Source organism: Pseudomonas persica (assembly GCF_900291015.1).
Taxonomy (GTDB): Bacteria; Pseudomonadota; Gammaproteobacteria; order Pseudomonadales; family Pseudomonadaceae; genus Aquipseudomonas.
In genome coordinates this window covers 100,503-116,501 of record NZ_OLKL01000044.1, presented here as the reverse complement: position 1 = coordinate 116,501, position 15,999 = coordinate 100,503, and the positions used below count along the sequence as shown (strand labels likewise).

Annotated in this window: 16 protein-coding genes and 1 pseudogene; 9 read left to right on the top strand and 8 right to left on the bottom strand. The window is 62.9% G+C overall.

What is annotated here, in order from left to right:
• Positions 1-132 precede the first annotated feature (132 nt).
• Positions 133-603 (top strand): annotated as a pseudogene (locus FQ664_RS20575) (GGDEF domain-containing protein); the annotation flags it as partial.
• 179 nt (positions 604-782) lie between these two features.
• On the opposite strand, the gene lpdA reads toward FQ664_RS20575, so the two are convergent.
• The 4 genes from lpdA to FQ664_RS20550 are packed head-to-tail and all read right to left on the bottom strand — an operon-like array spanning position 783 to position 5,732.
• Positions 783-2,162, bottom strand: a complete 1,380-nt coding sequence (lpdA, locus tag FQ664_RS20565; RefSeq protein ID WP_144174507.1) for a dihydrolipoyl dehydrogenase — start codon at positions 2,160-2,162, stop codon at positions 783-785.
• A gap of 2 nt (positions 2,163-2,164) precedes the next feature.
• A complete protein-coding gene (locus FQ664_RS20560) occupies positions 2,165-3,439 on the bottom strand; it encodes a dihydrolipoamide acetyltransferase family protein (RefSeq protein WP_144174506.1) in 1,275 nt (424 codons plus the stop codon).
• Complete coding sequence (locus tag FQ664_RS20555) at positions 3,440-4,498, bottom strand: alpha-ketoacid dehydrogenase subunit beta (RefSeq protein WP_144174504.1); 1,059 nt, start codon at positions 4,496-4,498, stop codon at positions 3,440-3,442.
• A 1-nt stretch (position 4,499) separates the two neighbouring features.
• Positions 4,500-5,732, bottom strand: coding sequence for a 3-methyl-2-oxobutanoate dehydrogenase (2-methylpropanoyl-transferring) subunit alpha (locus FQ664_RS20550; protein ID WP_144174503.1), 1,233 nt, complete (start codon positions 5,730-5,732; stop codon positions 4,500-4,502).
• A 198-nt stretch (positions 5,733-5,930) separates the two neighbouring features.
• On the opposite strand from FQ664_RS20550, the gene bkdR reads away from it, so the two are divergent.
• From bkdR to FQ664_RS20530, 3 genes are all read left to right on the top strand, one after another.
• On the top strand, positions 5,931-6,416 hold the full coding sequence (gene bkdR / locus FQ664_RS20545) for a Bkd operon transcriptional regulator BkdR (protein WP_063912869.1): 486 nt from the start codon (positions 5,931-5,933) through the stop codon (positions 6,414-6,416).
• Between the two features lie 274 nt (positions 6,417-6,690).
• Positions 6,691-7,932: a glutamine synthetase family protein gene (locus FQ664_RS20535; protein WP_178091025.1), complete on the top strand. Its 1,242-nt coding sequence runs from the start codon at positions 6,691-6,693 to the stop codon at positions 7,930-7,932.
• A gap of 126 nt (positions 7,933-8,058) precedes the next feature.
• Entirely contained in the window at positions 8,059-9,399 is a 1,341-nt protein-coding gene (locus FQ664_RS20530; RefSeq protein WP_144174501.1) for an MFS transporter, read from the top strand.
• Positions 9,400-9,584: 185 nt separating this feature from the next.
• On the opposite strand, the gene FQ664_RS20525 is transcribed toward FQ664_RS20530, so the two are convergent.
• From FQ664_RS20525 to flgA, 4 genes are all read right to left on the bottom strand, one after another.
• On the bottom strand, positions 9,585-10,328 hold the full coding sequence (locus FQ664_RS20525; RefSeq protein ID WP_144174500.1) for a flagellar brake protein: 744 nt from the start codon (positions 10,326-10,328) through the stop codon (positions 9,585-9,587).
• 79 nt (positions 10,329-10,407) lie between these two features.
• Positions 10,408-10,875, bottom strand: a complete 468-nt coding sequence (locus FQ664_RS20520; protein WP_144174499.1) for a flagella synthesis protein FlgN — start codon at positions 10,873-10,875, stop codon at positions 10,408-10,410.
• Positions 10,876-10,924: 49 nt separating this feature from the next.
• Positions 10,925-11,239 (bottom strand): flagellar biosynthesis anti-sigma factor FlgM, encoded by a 315-nt coding sequence (gene flgM / locus FQ664_RS20515; protein WP_144174498.1) that lies wholly within the window; start codon positions 11,237-11,239, stop codon positions 10,925-10,927.
• Between the two features lie 164 nt (positions 11,240-11,403).
• Positions 11,404-12,156, bottom strand: a complete 753-nt coding sequence (flgA, locus tag FQ664_RS20510) for a flagellar basal body P-ring formation chaperone FlgA (RefSeq protein WP_144174497.1) — start codon at positions 12,154-12,156, stop codon at positions 11,404-11,406.
• A 77-nt stretch (positions 12,157-12,233) separates the two neighbouring features.
• Between flgA and FQ664_RS20505 the strand changes: the two genes are divergently transcribed.
• The 5 genes from FQ664_RS20505 to flgD all read left to right on the top strand — a co-directional run bounded on the left by FQ664_RS20505 (position 12,234) and on the right by flgD (position 15,974).
• Complete coding sequence (locus FQ664_RS20505) at positions 12,234-13,163, top strand: chemotaxis protein CheV (protein ID WP_144174495.1); 930 nt, start codon at positions 12,234-12,236, stop codon at positions 13,161-13,163.
• 52 nt (positions 13,164-13,215) lie between these two features.
• Positions 13,216-14,043 carry a protein-glutamate O-methyltransferase CheR gene (gene cheR / locus FQ664_RS20500; protein WP_144174493.1) on the top strand — a complete coding sequence of 276 codons (828 nt, stop codon included), beginning with the start codon at positions 13,216-13,218 and terminating at the stop codon, positions 14,041-14,043.
• Positions 14,044-14,397: 354 nt separating this feature from the next.
• Positions 14,398-14,808, top strand: coding sequence for a flagellar basal body rod protein FlgB (gene flgB / locus FQ664_RS20495; protein ID WP_144174491.1), 411 nt, complete (start codon positions 14,398-14,400; stop codon positions 14,806-14,808).
• A 2-nt stretch (positions 14,809-14,810) separates the two neighbouring features.
• Positions 14,811-15,254 (top strand): flagellar basal body rod protein FlgC, encoded by a 444-nt coding sequence (gene flgC, locus FQ664_RS20490; RefSeq protein ID WP_144174489.1) that lies wholly within the window; start codon positions 14,811-14,813, stop codon positions 15,252-15,254.
• A 15-nt stretch (positions 15,255-15,269) separates the two neighbouring features.
• The gene (flgD, locus tag FQ664_RS20485; RefSeq protein WP_144174487.1) at positions 15,270-15,974 is read left to right on the top strand and encodes a flagellar hook assembly protein FlgD; all 705 of its coding nucleotides are present in this window, start codon (positions 15,270-15,272) and stop codon (positions 15,972-15,974) included.
• Positions 15,975-15,999 lie beyond the last annotated feature (25 nt).

The window sequence follows — 15,999 nt, the reverse complement described above, 5'->3', positions numbered from 1 at the left end:
TCGCTTGCAAACGATGCATTCTTTATCGGCGCTTTGGTGGAAGAGGTGGGGCGATGTCTCCCACGGTCTGTACTGCTGTGAACAGTCAGAATCGGGCATTTAGTCCCACCACCTCTTCAAGTCTAACCATACAAGCGCGATGCCTTGACCCGGGTCGCCAACCGCTACCGGCTGGAAAACGTGCTGCAGCGGGAATGTCGGCGCGCCCAGCGCTTTCGCCAGCCGTTATCGCTGATTGCCATGGACCTGGATAACTTCAAGCCGATCAATGATCGTTATGGCCATGCCCAGGGTGACGCGGCGCTGGTACGGGTGGTCGATAACCTGCGAACCTGCCTGCGTGAGCCGGACCTGCTGGCCCGTTGGGGTGGCGACGAGTTCGTCATCGTGCTGCCACAGACCTCGCTGGGCGAGGCGCTGGAGGTGGCGGGGCGCTTGCGCCAGGTGCTGGAGCAGCTGGAGCCGCTGGGCGATTGCCGGCTGACCATGAGCTACGGCGTGGTGCAATGGCAGGAAGAAGATGACCCGCATGCGCTGCTGGCGCGTGCCGACCAGGCGCTGTACCGGGCTAAGGAAGCTGGTAAGAATGCCATTTCCGAGTAAACCGTGCCGGCCTCTTCGCGGGTAAACCCGCTCCCACAGGTATTTGCACAAGGCCAAAGGCAGCACAAATCCTGTGGGAGCGGGTTTACCCGCGAAGAGGCCGGCACCGATTCATGCATGAAAAAAGACCCGCGGCGCCTGGGGCGCAGCGGGCCAAATCGGCCTCGGCCGCTTCAGTGTCAGATATGCAGGGCGTGCCCCAGGGCGCGCAGTGCCGCTTCCTGTACCGCTTCACCCAGTGTCGGGTGGGCATGGATGGTGCCGGCCACATCCTCCAAGCACGCGCCCATCTCCAGCGACTGGGCAAACGCCGTCGACAACTCGGAAACCGCCACGCCAACCGCCTGCCAACCGAGGATCAGGTGGTTGTCACGCCGCGCCACCACACGCACGAAACCGCTTTTCGATTCCAGGCTCATGGCCCGGCCGTTGGCGGCGAACGGGAACTGCGCGACGATGCAGTCCAGCCCTTGCTGGCTGGCTTGCTCCGGGGTCTTGCCGACCACCACCACTTCCGGGTCGGTGAAGCACACCGCGGCAATCGCGCTGGGTTCGAAACGGCGTGCCTTGCCGGCGATGATTTCGGCGACCATCTCGCCCTGGGCCATGGCCCGGTGCGCCAGCATCGGTTCACCGGCCACGTCGCCGATGGCCCAGACGTTGCGCATGCTGGTCTGGCAGCGCTCGTCGATGGCGACGGCAGCGCCGTTCATCTTCAGGTCCAGGCACTCCAGGTTGAAACCTTGCGTGCGTGGCCGACGGCCCACGGCCACCAGCACCTGGTCGGCTTCCAGGCGCAGTTGCCCGCCCTGGCCATCACGGGCCTGCAGGCAGCCGCCTTCGTAACCCTCGACGCTATGGCCCAGGTGCAGGGCGATGCCCAGCTTCTTCAGTGATTCGGCCACCGGGGCGGTAAGTTCGCTGTCGTAGGTCGGCAGGATGCGCTCGCGTGCTTCCACCACGCTGACCCGTGCGCCCAGCTTGCGGTAGGCGATGCCCAGTTCCAGGCCGATATAGCCGCCGCCCACCACCACCAGATGCTGCGGCAGGGCTTTCGGGGCCAGGGCTTCGGTCGAGGAAATGATCGGCCCGCCCAGCGGCAGCATCGGCAGTTCGACACTGCTGGAGCCAGTGGCCAGCAGCAAGTGCTCGCACTGGATACGCTGGCCATCGACCTCCACCTGCTTGCCGTCGAGGATCTTCGCCCAGCCATGGATCACCTTGACCCCGTGCTTTTTCAGCAGGGCGGCAACGCCAGTGGTCAGGCGGTCGACGATGCCGTCCTTCCAGGCCACGCTCTGGCTGATGTCCAGGCGCGGCGAGGCGACGCTGATGCCCAGCTCCGACGGCCCGGCAAAGCGCGAGGTCTGGTGGAACTGCTCGGCCACGTGGATCAGCGCCTTGGACGGGATGCAGCCGATGTTCAGGCAGGTACCGCCCAGTGCCTGGCCTTCGACCAGCACGGTGGGAATGCCCAGTTGCCCGGCGCGGATGGCAGCCACGTAGCCGCCAGGGCCGCCGCCGATGATCAACAGGGTAGTCTGGATAGTCTGTTGCATGCTCACTCCACGAACAGGCAGGCGGGTTGTTCGAGCAGGCCGCGCACGGCCTGGATGAACAGCGCGGCGTCCATGCCATCGACCACGCGGTGGTCGAACGAGCTGGACAGGTTCATCATCTTGCGCACGACGATCTGGCCGTCGATCACCACAGGCCGCTCGACCATGCGGTTGACGCCAACGATCGCCACTTCCGGGGTGTTGACCACCGGCGTGCTGACGATACCGCCCAGGGCGCCCAGGCTGGTCAGGGTGATGGTCGAACCGGACAGCTCATCGCGGCTGGCCTTGTTGTTACGGGCAGCGTTGGCCAGGCGGGCGATTTCGCCAGCATTGCTCCACAGGCTGCCAGCTTCGGCATGGCGCAGCACCGGCACCATCAGGCCGTTGTCACCCTGAGTGGCGATGCCCACATGCACCGCGCCATGGCGGGTGATGACCTGGGCTTCGTCGTCATAGGTGGCGTTGATCTGCGGGAAGTCGCGCAGCGCCACGACCAGGGCGCGCACCAGGAACGGCAGCAGGGTCAGCTTGCCGCGGCTGTCGCCGTGCTTGCTGTTGAGTTGCTGGCGCAGGGCTTCCAGGGCGGTGACGTCGATTTCTTCTACATAGCTGAAGTGCGCGACCCGGCGCTTGGCATCCTGCATGCGCTGGGCGATCTTGCGGCGCAGGCCGATCACCGGCACCTGCTCGCTGTCGGTGCGCTTGGCATAGCCATTTGACGCTTGTCCGCCAGCGCTCTGCGGCTTGCTCATGAAGGCGTCGAGGTCTTCGTGCAGGATACGCCCGGCCGGGCCGCTGCCATGCACGTAGCGCAGTTCGATACCGGCATCCAGGGCACGCTTGCGCACCGCCGGCGAGGCCAGCGGCTTGTCGCCTGGCTGGCGCGGCACGATCGGGGCTACTTCGTGGTTGACGGGTGCCTGGCATGCAGCCGGTCTAGCTTCCTTCTGCGGCTCTGGCTTGGCGACCGCTGGGGCAGCGGGGGCCTCCTCGACCTGTTTGGTCTGCGGCACATCCACATGGTTGCCGCTACCTTCCACTTCGATGCGGATCAGCTCACTGCCGACCGCCATCACTTCACCCGGCTGGCCGCCCAGGGCCAGCACCTTGCCACTGACCGGCGAAGGGATTTCCACGGTGGCCTTGTCGGTCATGACATCGGCCACCACCTGGTCTTCGGCGATCATGTCGCCGACCTTGACGAACCACTCGACCAACTCGACCTGCGCGATGCCTTCGCCAATGTCCGGCATCTTGATGACGTGCGTGCCCATTCAGACCTCCATGACCTTTTTCAATGCCGCACCTACCCGCGAAGGCCCTGGGAAGTAAGCCCATTCCTGTGCGTGAGGGTAGGGGGTGTCCCAGCCGGTGACGCGCTCGATCGGCGCCTCCAGGTGGTGGAAGCAGTGTTCCTGCACCAGCGACACCAGTTCGGCGCCGAAGCCGCAGGTACGGGTGGCCTCGTGTACCACCACGCAGCGGCCGGTCTTTTTCACCGACTCGACGATGGTGTCCAGGTCCAGCGGCCACAGGCTGCGCAGGTCGATCACTTCGGCGTCGACGCCAGTTTCTTCGGCGGCGACCTGGGCCACGTACACCGTGGTGCCGTAGGTCAGCACGGTCACGTCATTGCCTGGGCGGGTAATGGCGGCCTTGTCCAACGGCACGGTGTAATAGCCGTCGGGCACGGCGCTTTGCGAGTGCTTCGACCACGGTGTGACAGGGCGGTCGTGGTGGCCGTCGAACGGGCCGTTGTACAGGCGCTTGGGTTCGAGGAAGATCACCGGGTCGTCACATTCGATCGAGGCGATCAGCAGGCCTTTGGCGTCATAGGGGTTGGACGGCATCACGGTGCGCAGGCCGCACACCTGGGTGAACATCGCTTCCGGGCTCTGGCTGTGGGTCTGGCCGCCATAGATGCCGCCACCGCAGGGCATGCGCAGGGTCAGCGGGGCGATGAACTCGCCGGCCGAACGGTAACGCAGGCGCGCCATTTCCGAGACGATCTGGTCGGAGGCCGGGTAGAAGTAGTCGGCGAACTGGATTTCCACTACCGGGCGCAAGCCGTAGGCACCCATGCCCACGGCAGTGCCGACGATGCCGCTCTCGGAGATCGGTGCGTCGAACACGCGAGACTTGCCGTACTTGTTCTGCAAGCCTTCGGTGCAGCGGAACACGCCGCCGAAGTAACCGACGTCCTGGCCGTAGATCACCACATTGTCGTCGCGCTCGAGCATGACATCCATGGCCGAGCGCAGGGCCTGGATCATGGTCATGGTAGTGGTGGCCATGGCGGTTTCCGGGTTGATGCTGTTGTTGTGGTCGTTCATCTCAAACCCCCAGTTCCTGGCGTTGACGGCGCAGGTGGTCGGGCATTTCCTTGTACACGTCCTCGAACATCGAGGCGGCACTCGGGATGTGACCATTGGCCAGGGTGCCGTACTGCTCGGCTTCCTTCTGCGCGGCGATTACCGCGGCTTCGAGCTCGGCAGTGGTCGCCTGGTGTTCTTCCTCGGACCAGTGACCGATGTTGATCAGGTGCTGTTTCAGGCGGGCGATCGGGTCACCCAGCGGGAAGTGGCTCCAGTCATCGGCAGGGCGGTACTTGGACGGGTCGTCCGAGGTCGAGTGCGGGCCGGCACGGTAGGTGACCCACTCGATCAGGCTCGGGCCCAGGCCACGGCGGGCGCGTTCGGCGGCCCAGCGCGAGGCAGCGTACACGGCGACGAAGTCGTTACCGTCAACTCGCAGCGAGGCGATACCACAGCCCACGCCACGGCCGGCAAAAGTGGTCGACTCGCCACCGGCAATGGCCTGGAAGGTGGAGATCGCCCACTGGTTGTTGACCACGTTGAGGATCACCGGGGCGCGGTACACGTGGGCGAAGGTGAGGGCGGTGTGGAAGTCCGACTCGGCGGTGGCGCCGTCGCCGATCCACGCCGAGGCGATCTTGGTGTCGCCCTTGATGGCCGAGGCCATGGCCCAGCCGACCGCCTGCACGAACTGGGTCGCCAGGTTGCCGCTGATGGTGAAGAAGCCGGCTTCGCGTACCGAGTACATGATCGGCAGCTGGCGGCCCTTGAGCGGGTCGCGCTCGTTGGACAGCAACTGGCAGATCATCTCGACCAGCGACACGTCGCGGGCCATCAGGATGCTTTGCTGGCGGTAGGTGGGGAAGCACATGTCGGTGCGGTTCAGCGCCAGGGCCTGGCCGCTGCCGATGGCTTCTTCACCCAGGCTCTGCATGTAGAAGGACATCTTCTTCTGGCGCTGGGCGACCACCATGCGGCTGTCGAAAATCCGCGTCTTGAGCATGGCGCGCATGCCCTGGCGGAGGATTTGCGGGTTGATGTCTTCGGCCCACGGGCCTTGCGCGTTGCCTTGCTCGTCGAGCACGCGGATCAGGCTGTAGGACAGGTCGGCGGTGTCGGCAGCATCGACATCGACAGGGGGCTTACGGGTTTGACCTGCATCGTTCAGACGCAGGTAGGAGAAATCGGTCTGGCAGCCTGGCCGGCCGGTAGGCTCGGGCACATGCAAACGCAGGGGGGCGTACTCGTTCATGCTTTTTACGCTCGCTCGGGTATTTGTTTTTGTGAGCTCTGAAGCGGCCGCCGCTGAGTACCGGCTTGTGACTGGTAAGTCAGCGTCCCCTACATCTTAGTGGTCCGGCAGGAGAATTTTTCTCTCAAGTTGATTGCCTTTGCTGCGCAGGGCAGATAAACATTCCGCATAAACACAAAAAACCGGTGATTTTGTCTCATGCGCAAACTCGATCGTACCGATATCGGCATTCTCAACAGCCTGCAGGAAAACGCCCGCATCACCAACGCCGAGCTGGCCCGCTCGGTGAACCTGTCGCCCACGCCCTGTTTCAACCGGGTGCGGGCCATGGAAGAGCTGGGGGTGATCCGCCAGCAGGTGACCTTGCTGTCGCCCGAGGCGTTGGGGCTGGATGTGAATGTGTTCATCCACGTGAGCCTGGAAAAACAGGTAGAGCAGGCACTGCACCGCTTCGAGGAAGAAATTGCCGAACGGCCCGAGGTGATGGAGTGCTACCTGATGACCGGCGACCCGGACTATCTGTTGCGGGTGCTGTTGCCGAGCATCCAGGCGCTGGAGCGGTTTCTCGATTACCTGACGCGGTTGCCGGGGGTGGCCAACATACGGTCGAGCTTTGCCCTCAAGCAGGTACGCTACAAGACCGCCTTGCCGTTGCCGGCCAATGGCATGACCTTGCGGGAATAGTGTTCGCCTGTCCCGGCCTCTTCGCGGGTAAACCCGCTCCCACAGGGACCGCGCAGGTTTCGAATACTGTGCAGTACCTGTGGGAGCGGGTTTACCCGCGAAGAGGCCAGCACAGGCGCCAAAGAGGGTGCTTGATATTTTAAACACCCCCAGTCTATGTTGTTGTCAGCCTATAACAACACGGACAAGCGTCATGAACGCCGAGCATCTCCAGGGCATCGATGAAATCGAATGCGTCACCCCCGACCTCAACGGCGTCCCGCGCGGCAAGGTGATGACCGCCGAAGGCTTCCTCGAAGGCCGCCGCCTGCAGATGGCTCGCGGTGTGCTGTTGCAATGCATCATGGGCGGCTACCCGCCGGCGAAGTTCTACGGCAGCGACGACGGCGACCTGGTGCTGGTGGCCGACCCCAGCCAGGTCCACCGCCTGCCCTGGAGCAACGACGGCCGTGCCCTGGCGATCTGCGACGCCAACGAACTGGATGGCCGGCCTTCGGCATTGTCCACCCGGGGGCAGCTCAAAGCCGTGATCGCCCGCTATGCGGCGCTGGGCCTGGCGCCAGTGGTGGCGACCGAGTTGGAGTTCTTTGTCTTTGCGCCGAATACCGATCCGCACCAGCCGTTCCAGCCTCCCGTGGGCATCGACGGCCGTCGCGAACTTGGCCATTCGGCGTTCAGCGTCAGTTCCAACAACGGCCTGCGCCCGTTCTTCAAGGAGGTGTACCAGTGCATGGCCGCGCTCGGCTTGCCGCGCGACACCTTCATGCACGAAATGGGCATCAGCCAGTTCGAGATCAACCTGCTGCACGGTGACCCGCTGCTGCTGGCCGACCAGACCTTCCTTTTCAAGCACCTGCTCAAGGAAGTGGCGCTCAAGCACGGTTTGACCGTGGTGTGCATGGCCAAGCCGCTGGCGCGCACGCCTGGCAGTTCCATGCACATTCACCAGAGCCTGGTCGAGGTAGCTAGCGGGCGTAATGTATTCAGCGATGAGCAAGGCCTGCCGACCGAGACCTTCCACCACTTCATCGGCGGCCTGCAGGCGTGCATGGCTGACTTCACCGTGCTGTTCGCGCCCAACGTCAACGCCTACCAGCGGCTGTGCCACCCCTATGCCTCGCCGAACAATGCCTGCTGGTCCGAGGACAACCGTGCCGCAGGCCTGCGCATCCCGGCCAGCGCGCCGGTGGCGCGGCGGGTCGAAAACCGCCTGCCCGGCGCCGACGCCAACCCGTACCTGGCCATCGCTGCCAGCCTGGCCGCCGGGCTGCACGGCATCGAGCGGCGCCTGCAGCCGTCACCGGCCATCCAGGGTGAGTTCGAAGTGCCGGAGCACCTGAGCCTGCCGTGCACCCTGCATGCCGCGCTGCAGCGGCTCGAGCGTAGCGCGCTGGCGCGGGAACTGTTCGGCAGCGAGTTCATCGAAGGCTACATCGCCAGCAAGACCCTGGAACTGAGTGATTTCCTCGACGAAATCACGCCGTGGGAGCGTCGGGTGCTGGCGGCACAGGCCTGATCGCGACACGACCGACACCGGATACGCCCCAGCTGTGCTAAATCGCTACCGGGGGCCTGCGCCGGGCGGTTTTTGCCCTTATGCTTCTAGCACCCCGCCACCTGACCAGGGAGCTTTACGGGACGTATGCGAAATATCTGGAAGCCGTTTCAGTCGTTGTATTTCGCCGCGCTGATGATGTTGATCGGCTCGGGCCTGCTCAGTACCTACCTGGCCCTGCGCCTGGCGGCCGACCATGTCGACAGCCTGTGGGTAGGTGCGTTGATGGCCGCCAACTACTTTGGCCTGGCGGTCGGCGGCAAGGTTGGTCACCGTCTGATTGGCCGGGTCGGGCACATACGTGCCTATGCTACCTGCGCCGGTATCGTCGGCGCGGCGGTGCTCGGGCATGGCCTGACCAACTGGTTGCCGGCCTGGGTCGGGCTGCGGATGATCGTCGGCCTGGGCATGATGTGCCAGTACATGGTCATCGAGAGCTGGCTCAACGAGCAGGCCGATGTGAAGCACCGCGGCGCGGTGTTCAGCGGCTACATGATCGCCTCGTACCTGGGCTTGGTACTCGGCCAGCTGATTCTGGTGGTGCACCCTCAGCTTGGCCTGGAGCTGCTGATGCTGGTGGCCATGTGTTTCACCCTGTGCCTGGTACCGGTCGCCATGACCCGGCGCATTCACCCGGCGCCGTTGCGCCCGGCACCGATGGAGCCGAAGTTCTTCATCAGGCGCGTGCCGCAGTCGCTCAGCACGGTGCTGGGCTCAGGGCTGATCGTCGGCTCGTTCTATGGCCTGGCGCCTTTGTATGCCTCCGGCCAGGGCATGACTACCGAGCAGGTCGGTCTGTTCATGGGTAGCTGCATTTTTGCCGGCCTGCTGGTGCAGTGGCCGCTGGGCTGGTTGTCTGACCGCTACGACCGGGCAGTGCTGATCCGCAGCGTGGCGGTGGGGCTGGCGCTGGCCTCGGCGCCGCTGGCGATACTGCCCAGCGTGCCGCTGGAATTGCTGTTCGGCATAGGTTTTGTGATTTCGTTGCTGCAGTTCTGCCTGTACCCGCTGGCGGTGGCGTTTTCCAACGACCATGTGGAGAGCGAACGGCGGGTGTCGCTGACCGCGATGTTGCTGGTGACCTACGGCGTGGGCGCGTGCATCGGGCCGCTGGCCGCAGGCGTGCTGATGAAAGTGCTGGGCCCGCAGATGCTGTATGCGTTCTTCGTGTTCTTTGCCCTGGTGCTGGTGTGGCGCATTCGTCCGAAGGCGGTCACCGGGTTGCACCAGGTGCAGGATGCGCCGCTGGGTCACGTGGCGATGCCGGCGGCCGGTTCGCCGTTGTCGGCGGCGCTGGACCCACGGGTGGATGAGCAGACGGTGCAGGACATGATGCAGGCTCCGGTGGCGGCCGAAGATACCGAGGCGGAAGAGAAGGGGGCTGATAAGCAGCCTGAGCCGGAGGGTGAGGTAAGCAAATCGGTGTAAGGCTGTACCGGCCTCTTCGCGGGTAAACCCGCTCCCACAGGATTTCCACAGTCTTCGATACTGTGCTTCTGAAAGCTTGCATGATCCCTGTGGGAGCGGGTTTACCCGCGAAAGGGCCGGCACAGGAAAAACACAAATGAAAACGCCACCTGAGCAGGTGGCGTTTCTGTTTTACCGGCCGACGATCAATAGTCGTCCTTGTCGAACCGCCGCGCTTCACGCTGCAGCTGGTACACAAAACTCTCGATCTTGCGCTGCGCCTGGCCACTGAGGTTGTGGAAGCGCACGCCGGCAAAGGTGGTATTGATCCGCTCTTCATAGTGCAGATGGCGCAGCTCGACCATGGTGTCGACCAGGCCCAGCGGGTTGCCCGCCTTGAAACGCTCGTACACCTGGCCCAGTTGCAGGCGATCCTCGACATTACCTTCAAAGCGCAGTTTGCAGCCGGTGGCGGAGATGTCCAGCAGCTTGCCCCGCAGGGCACCGTTGCCCTTGAGGTGGGCGCCATCGAGGATGACATCGACCAGCTGGGACAGCTTCAGCGCGGCGCGGAAGGCGTTGCGGCGCTGGTGGTAGGTCATCTCCTGGGGCATGGCGCCGCGGTAGCAGCGGTGGCCGTCAACTTCACTGATCTTCAACTCGTGGTTGCAGTCCCAGGCGATGCGCACGCCATCGTGGAAGCCTTCGATGCGGAAGTGTTCGCCGTTCTCGATGAATTTCTCACCGTCGCGCGGGATCATCTCGTCCAGCGCCAGGGTGTTGCTTTCACGGTCCACGTGCACCACGTAGCTCTGGAAGCGCTGGCTGCGGTCATGGAAGGTGATGATCAGGGGGTCGTGGCTTTCCTGCAACTGCCGCAAGTTGGCCGCAATCTCCAAAGGGGTGTTCAGCACCTTTGGCGGCTGCGGGGCATCGGATTCATTGAACACGGCTTATCGTTCTCCAGGCAAAAGCAACACACGCAATTAACGGCATTTTGCCAGTATGTTCCGTGCCTTGATAGAAAAATCACACTTGGCTGAGAGCCCGTGGCTTGGCCAGCGGCGAGGTGCTGCCGCGGCTGTCGTAGAGCGACGGAGAATCGCCGCCCATGAGGATGCGGATCTGGTTGTTGGTGACGTGTTGCTGCACCTGGATGATCCGGCCATTGGTTTCGTTGAGTTGCTGGCAGGCTTGCATCAACTGGCTGATCACATCGAGTTGCTGCAGCAGCAGTTCACCGTTCGGCGATTGTGCCGCCACGGCCTCCACTCCGGCGCGATCGGGGCTCAGGCCAAGGCTGGTAAGCAGGTTGTTGCGCCGCAGGCCTTGCTGTTCCAGCAGCACGATCAAAGACTGCTTGCGGGCCAGGATGTTTTCCAGTGGCGCCATATCGCGGCCATGCAGTGCAACGGCCTCTTTCTGCAAGAGCTCGAGCAGTTCCTGCATCGGTGCGATGTCATCTTCGATCAGTTGCAGCAAGGTGGTGTCGTGCATGGCTAACTCTTGGCTTTTCTGGCGTCCGTGAAGTCAGCGCGCCGAACGGTCAGCGCTGGGCTTCTAAATCGAGCAGTTTGCTGGCGACCCGGCCGGCATCGACCTGGTAGCTGCCGTCGGCGATTGCCTGTTTCAACTGGGCCACACGGGCACTGTTGACCACCGGCTCGTCGCGCAGCTTGTCGCTGATCTTCTGCAACTGCTGGGCCTCTTGGCTGAGGTGTACCGCTTCTCCGCTGGCGTTGGTGGCGGTTGCCGCTTCCTGGCTGGCTGCCGGTTTTTCGGCGCTGCCGGGCGCGGTGTTGCCGCGCACGCCGCCCGTGACGGACGGAGAGTTATTCAAACGACTGAAGTCGATGACCATGATCAGAAACCTCTGGGTATTTGGACGCTTGCCTTGTTTTCGGCCAATCCGAAAGAAACTTTAGGCACAAATGCATTGCCGTCTGTCAGCAAGCTCGCGAACCCGTTGTCTGACACAGTTTAGGAAAAGCGGTTGCTCACCGCCAGCGCAAATCCATGGGCTGGCTACATACTGACCTCGACCTGACCGGGGCCGGTCACCCGGGCCTTGACCACCCGTTTGGAATTGAGGTTGCGCACCCGGATCTGCTCGCTCAGGCCGCCCTTGCTCAGGGCTTCGCCGGGCATGCGTACGCTCAGGCTGCCACTGCGGGCGATGATCACCACGTGGTCGCCCTTGCGCACCACCTCGGCCTGTTCCAGGTGTTGCGGGGTGAGTACCTGGTCGATCACTGTGGGGCGCAGCATCTTCATGCCTACTGCCTGCTCCAGTTCGGTCAAAAAGCCTTGGCCCAGGGTGCCGACATCGCGCTCGCGCAAGGCAACGTCGCCTGCGCCCACCACGTTGTCGCGCCTGAGCGGCCGGGTCACCACCACCACCTCGCGGAACAGCCGCACGGTGGCCGGCACGAACACGGTCCACGGGGCGCTGCCTTCGCAGCGCACCTTTACCGTGACGCGGCCCAACGGCTGGGCCGGGCTTTCCAGCGAGGCGTCCAGTTGCTGGCTGCACAGCGGCATGTGCAGGCGCGGGTCCAGCGGGTTGACCTGGATTTCGTAGCGGCCGGCGGTCTGGGTGGTGGCCAGGTAATCTTCGACGCTGAATTCAAGAAACCCTTGGGTGACACCGATAAGCTGTTCAGGCAAGGTGAACGCGTCCGCTACCGTGCGAACGCCGGGCACCAGCAGGCACAGCATGGCCAGCGAGCCAGTCAGCAGGCGCGTCAATCGTCGGGAAAATGTCGTTTTCGTGTACATGGCGCTCAAAAAAGCAAAGCCCGTGCCGACTCTCTACCTGAGTTGCAACGAAAGGCTGAAACATAAAGGAGTCTGGCATGGCAGGTGTTATGGATTCGGTCAACCAGCGCACGCAGCTGGTAGGGCAGAATCGCCTGGAATTGCTGCTGTTCCGCCTCAATGGTGAACAGCTTTACGGCATCAACGTATTCAAGGTCAGGGAAGTGCTGCAATGCCCTGCACTGACCCTGCTGCCCAAGGCGCACCCGGTGGTGCGCGGTGTCGCCAATATTCGCGGGGCGACCATCCCGATCCTCGACTTGTCGATGGCCACCGGGTTGCGGCCGCTGCAGGAAGACACGCGCAACAGCTTCGTGATCATCACCGAGTACAACACCAAGACCCAGGGTTTCCTGGTGCACTCGGTGGAGCGCATCGTCAACATGAACTGGGAAGAGATCCATCCACCACCCAAGGGCACCGGCCGTGACCACTACCTGACTGCGGTCACCCGTGTGGACAACCGCATGGTCGAGATCATCGATGTGGAGAAGGTGCTGGCTGAAGTGGCGCCGTCGTCCGAGTCGGTGTCGGCCGGCGTGATCGATGCCGAGGTGCAGGACAAGGCCGTGCTGCTGCGGGTGCTCACCGTCGACGATTCGTCGGTGGCACGCAAGCAGGTCAGTCGCTGCCTGCAGACCGTGGGAGTCGAGGTGGTGGCGCTCAATGACGGCCGTCAGGCCCTGGACTACCTGCGCCAGTTGGTGGACGAGGGCAAGAAGCCGGAAGAAGAGTTCCTGATGATGATCTCGGACATTGAAATGCCGGAAATGGACGGCTATACGCTAACCGCAGAGATCCGCAGCGATCCGCGCATGCAAAAATTGCACATCTGCCTGCATACTTCGCTTTCCGGGGTGTTCAACCAGGCGATGGTCAAGAAGGTCGGTGCTGATGACTTCCTGGCCAAGTTCAAGCCGGACGACCTGGCCCGGCGGGTGGTCGACCGGATCAAGGCAACGCATTGAAGCAGCCGGGGGCAGGCCCCCCGGCACCAGTGATTGAAAAGAGGCGGCAGTAGTGTCTACGGGTAATTTGGATTTCGAACAGTTCCGGGTCTTCCTGGAGAAGGCCTGTGGCATCCTGCTTGGCGAGAATAAGCAGTACCTGGTTTCCAGCCGTCTCAACAAGCTGATGGAGCAACAGGGCATCAAGAGCCTGGGCGAGCTGGTGCAGCGCATCCAGGCCCAGCCGCGTGGCGGCTTGCGCGAGCAGGTGGTCGATGCCATGACCACCAACGAGACCCTGTGGTTTCGCGATACCTATCCGTTCGAGGTGCTGAAGAACAAGGTCATCCCCGAGTTCATCCGCAGCAACCCCGGCCAGCGCCTGCGCATGTGGTCGGCGGCCTGTTCGTCGGGGCAGGAGCCGTACTCCATCTCGATGGCCATCGACGAGTTCGAGCGCAGCAACCTCGGCCAGTTGAAGATGGGGGCGCAGATCGTTGCCACCGACCTGTCCGGCACCATGCTGACCAACTGCAAGACCGGCGAGTACGACAGCCTGGCCATCGCGCGTGGCTTGTCCCAGGAGCGCCTGCAGCGCTACTTCGACACCAAGGGGGCGGGGCGCTGGGCGGTCAAGCCGGCGATTCGCAGCCGTGTCGAGTTCCGCTCGTTCAACCTGCTCGACAGCTATGCCAGCCTGGGCAAGTTCGACGTGGTGTTCTGCCGCAACGTGCTGATCTACTTCTCGGCGCAGGTGAAGAAGGACATCCTGTTGCGCATTCACAGTACCTTGAAGCCGGGCGGGTATCTGTTCCTTGGTGCTTCGGAGGCGCTGAACGGGCTGCCGGACCACTACCAGATGGTGCAGTGCAACCCGGGGATCATCTACCAGGCCAAGTAAGCACAAAGGCCGGCAGCGAAAGTTGCCGGCCTTTTTGTTTGCCTGTGCCGGCCTCTTCGCGGGTGAACCCGCTCCCACGGGGTTCAAGATCGGCGCCGTATCTGTGGGGCCGGGTTTACCCGCGAAGAGGCCGCTATAGGAAATACTGACGTCAATTTTTTGTGTTGCCGCTTTTGCCGCCCGCCAATTGCCGCTTTCGCGGTCGAAGGCGGAAGGCCTTTGCCGCTTTTCTGGCAGCACTCTGACAGCACTGCGCCCTGCAAGCCCGTATTTCCGGGCTTTTCCTTGGTTGGCATAGCCCTTGCTATACCTTGCCCAACGATATTCCGGTCAACCTCCGAAGGTTTCCCCGACATGAGCATCAGCTTCGACAAGGCGCTTGGTATCCACGAAAAGGCCCTGGGCTTCCGCGCCCAGCGCGCCGAAGTGCTGGCCAACAACATCGCCAACGCCGACACGCCCAACTACAAGGCGCGTGACATGGACTTTTCTTCGGTGCTCGCCGCCGAAACCAGCAAGCAGCAGGGCGGTCGCTTCGCCATGGACCGTACCAACAGCCGGCACATCGAAGCCGAAGGCCTCGCTATCGCCGCTGACGATACGCTCAAGTACCGCACGCCGCTGCAGCCTTCGATCGACCAGAACACCGTGGATGCGCAGATCGAGCAATCGAACTACACCGAAAACGCCGTCGGCTTCCAGGCCAGCTTCACCTTGCTCAACAGTAAATTCAAAGGGCTGGTTTCGGCCCTGCGGGGAGAATGACCATGTCCCTTTCCAGTGTCTTCAACATTGCCGGTAGCGGCATGAGTGCGCAGAGCACGCGCCTGAACACCGTTGCTTCCAACATCGCCAACGCCGAGACCGTGTCCTCGAGCATCGACCAGACTTACCGCGCCCGCCACCCGGTGTTCGCCACCACCTTCCAGAATGCCCAGGCCGGTAGCAGCCAGTCGCTGTTCGAAGACCAGGGCGAGGCAGGGCAGGGCGTACAGGTAAAAGGCATCGTCGAGGACCAGAGCACCCTGGAAGCCCGTTACGAGCCCAACCATCCGGCGGCGAACAAGGACGGCTACGTCTACTACCCGAACGTCAACGTGGTCGAGGAGATGGCCGACATGATCTCCGCCAGCCGTGCGTTCCAGACCAACGCCGAGCTGATGAACACGGCCAAGAGCATGATGCAGAAGGTCCTGACCCTCGGTCAGTGATAAGGAAACCAGACCATGGCAATCGATACTACCGGCGTGAACCTCAATGAAGTGCTCACGGCTTCCGGGGTGGGTGCGCCCACGAAAAAGACCACGGACACTGCATCCAAGACCGGCAACGACTCGCTCGGCAAGGATGCTTTCCTGCAGTTGCTGGTCACCCAGATGCAGCACCAGAACCCGCTGGACCCACAGGATAACGGTGAGTTCGTTGCCCAGTTGGCGCAGTTCAGCAGCCTGGAAGGCATTACCTCGCTGAACGAATCGGTCAATGCCATTACCGGCTCCATGGCCTCGTCCCAGGCCCTGCAAGCGTCGTCGCTGGTCGGGCGCTCGGTGGTGGTGCAGAACGACAAGGCGGTGGTCGACACCGCCGAAAGCTTCAACGCGCAGTTCGTGGTGCCGCAAGCCATCGGCGAAGCGAAAATCACCATCAAGGACAAGGACGGCAATACCGTCAAGACCATCGAACTGGGCGAACAGAAAGCCGGTTACGCCGATTTCATCTGGGACGGTACCAACAACAGCGGCGAGAAAGTCGACCCTGGCACCTATACCTTCACCGCCAGCACCACGGTGGATGGCAAGTCGGTGCAGATGAACACGCTGTTGCCAGCCAAGGTGACCAGCGTCAGCTTCAGTGCCGGCGGCGAAATGGTCCTCAACCTGGCCGGGGTTGGCAAGGTTTCCCTGTCCGACGTGCAAACCATCGGTATCTAAGGCCCGCTAGTGCGGCAAAAGGAGC